We start from the raw sequence: 1,394 nt of genomic DNA on the forward strand, positions 1-1,394 counted from the left end.
AAGTTAACGCCATTGACGTTCACGGTCACCACATCACCAACCGTGTATTCACCTGTAACGGTACCGCTGATGGTTTGGTTCGCACCTGCTTCAGTTGAGTCAACCACACCATCGCCCGCAATTGGGTTAATGCTGATTGTCGTGGTGCTGTTGTCTGGTGGGGTGATATCAACGCTATACACTTGCGTATCAGTGATGTTGCTGCTGTTGCCTGCTGCATCGGTGAAGGTTGCTGTTGCATCAATGGTTTTATCACCATCGGCCAACAGGTCACTGCCCGCAACACTTGCACTCCACGTACCTGCAACCGTATTCACAATCGCTGTGTAGCTCACACCGTTGATCAACAAGGTCACAACAGTCGTTGCTGCATCCGTTGGGATACCGGTCAAGGTACCTGTGATCGTCACATTGCCTGCACCCTCAGTGGCATTCACCACGTTGTCTGCAGTCACTGCATCGATGTTCAGTACCGCACCCGCTGGGTTCGGTGGTAGGCTGTCCACCACTTCACTGCCTGGTAATGATGGGTTGCCTGCTGGGTCAGTGGCAATCGCTGTCACCGTACTGCCATCTGGCAAGTTACCTGGGTTTGGTGTGGTCCATACCCCTGTGGTTGGATCTGTTGGTACTTGAACCGTCGTACCATTCGGGAAGGTCACCGTTACGGTTGAACCTGGTTCTGCTGTACCGGTAATTGGATCTGTGCCATTGATTGGATCAATGTCTGGGGCATTCGGTGCAGTCACATCTACGGTATACACTTGCGTATCTGTGATGTTGCTGCTGTTACCCGCGGTATCGGTGAAGGTTGCTGTTGCATCAATGGTTTTATCACCATCCGCCAACAGGTCACTACCTGCAACACTCGCGCTCCAGTTGCCTGTTGCTGGATCAACGGTCGCTGTATAGGTCACGCCATTGATCAACAAGGTCACAGCACTGGTCGCTGCATCAGCAGGGATACCCGTCAAGGTACCTGTGATGGTTACATTGCCACCTGACTCTGCTGCATTCAATACGTTGTCTGCAGTCACTGCATCGATGTTGAGTACCGCACCCGCTGGGTTCGGTGGTAGGCTGTCCACCACTTCACTGCCTGGTAATGATGGGTTGCCTGCTGGGTCAGTGGCAATCGCTGTCACCGTACTGCCATCTGGCAAGTTACCTGGGTTTGGTGTGGTCCATACCCCTGTGGTTGGATCTGTTGGTACTTGAACGCTGGTACCATTCGGGAAGGTCACCGTTACGGTTGAACCTGGTTCTGCTGTACCGGTAATTGGATCAGTGCCATTGATTGGATCAATGTCTGGGGCATTCGGTGCAGTCACATCAACGGTATACACTTGCGTATCTGTGATGTTGCTGCTGTTACCCGCGGTATCGGTGAAGGT

The 1,394-nt window shown here is 52.7% G+C and carries 1 protein-coding gene; it reads right to left on the reverse strand.

Annotation, left to right across the window (positions count from 1 at the left end; all coding sequences use genetic code 11):
* Positions 1-1,394: Ig-like domain-containing protein (locus GBI66_RS19095; RefSeq protein ID WP_151717177.1), on the reverse strand; the 1,394-nt coding region annotated here is incomplete at both ends.

Source organism: Acinetobacter sp. TUM15071, assembly GCF_008980925.1.
Lineage (GTDB): Bacteria > Pseudomonadota > Gammaproteobacteria > Pseudomonadales > Moraxellaceae > Acinetobacter > Acinetobacter dispersus.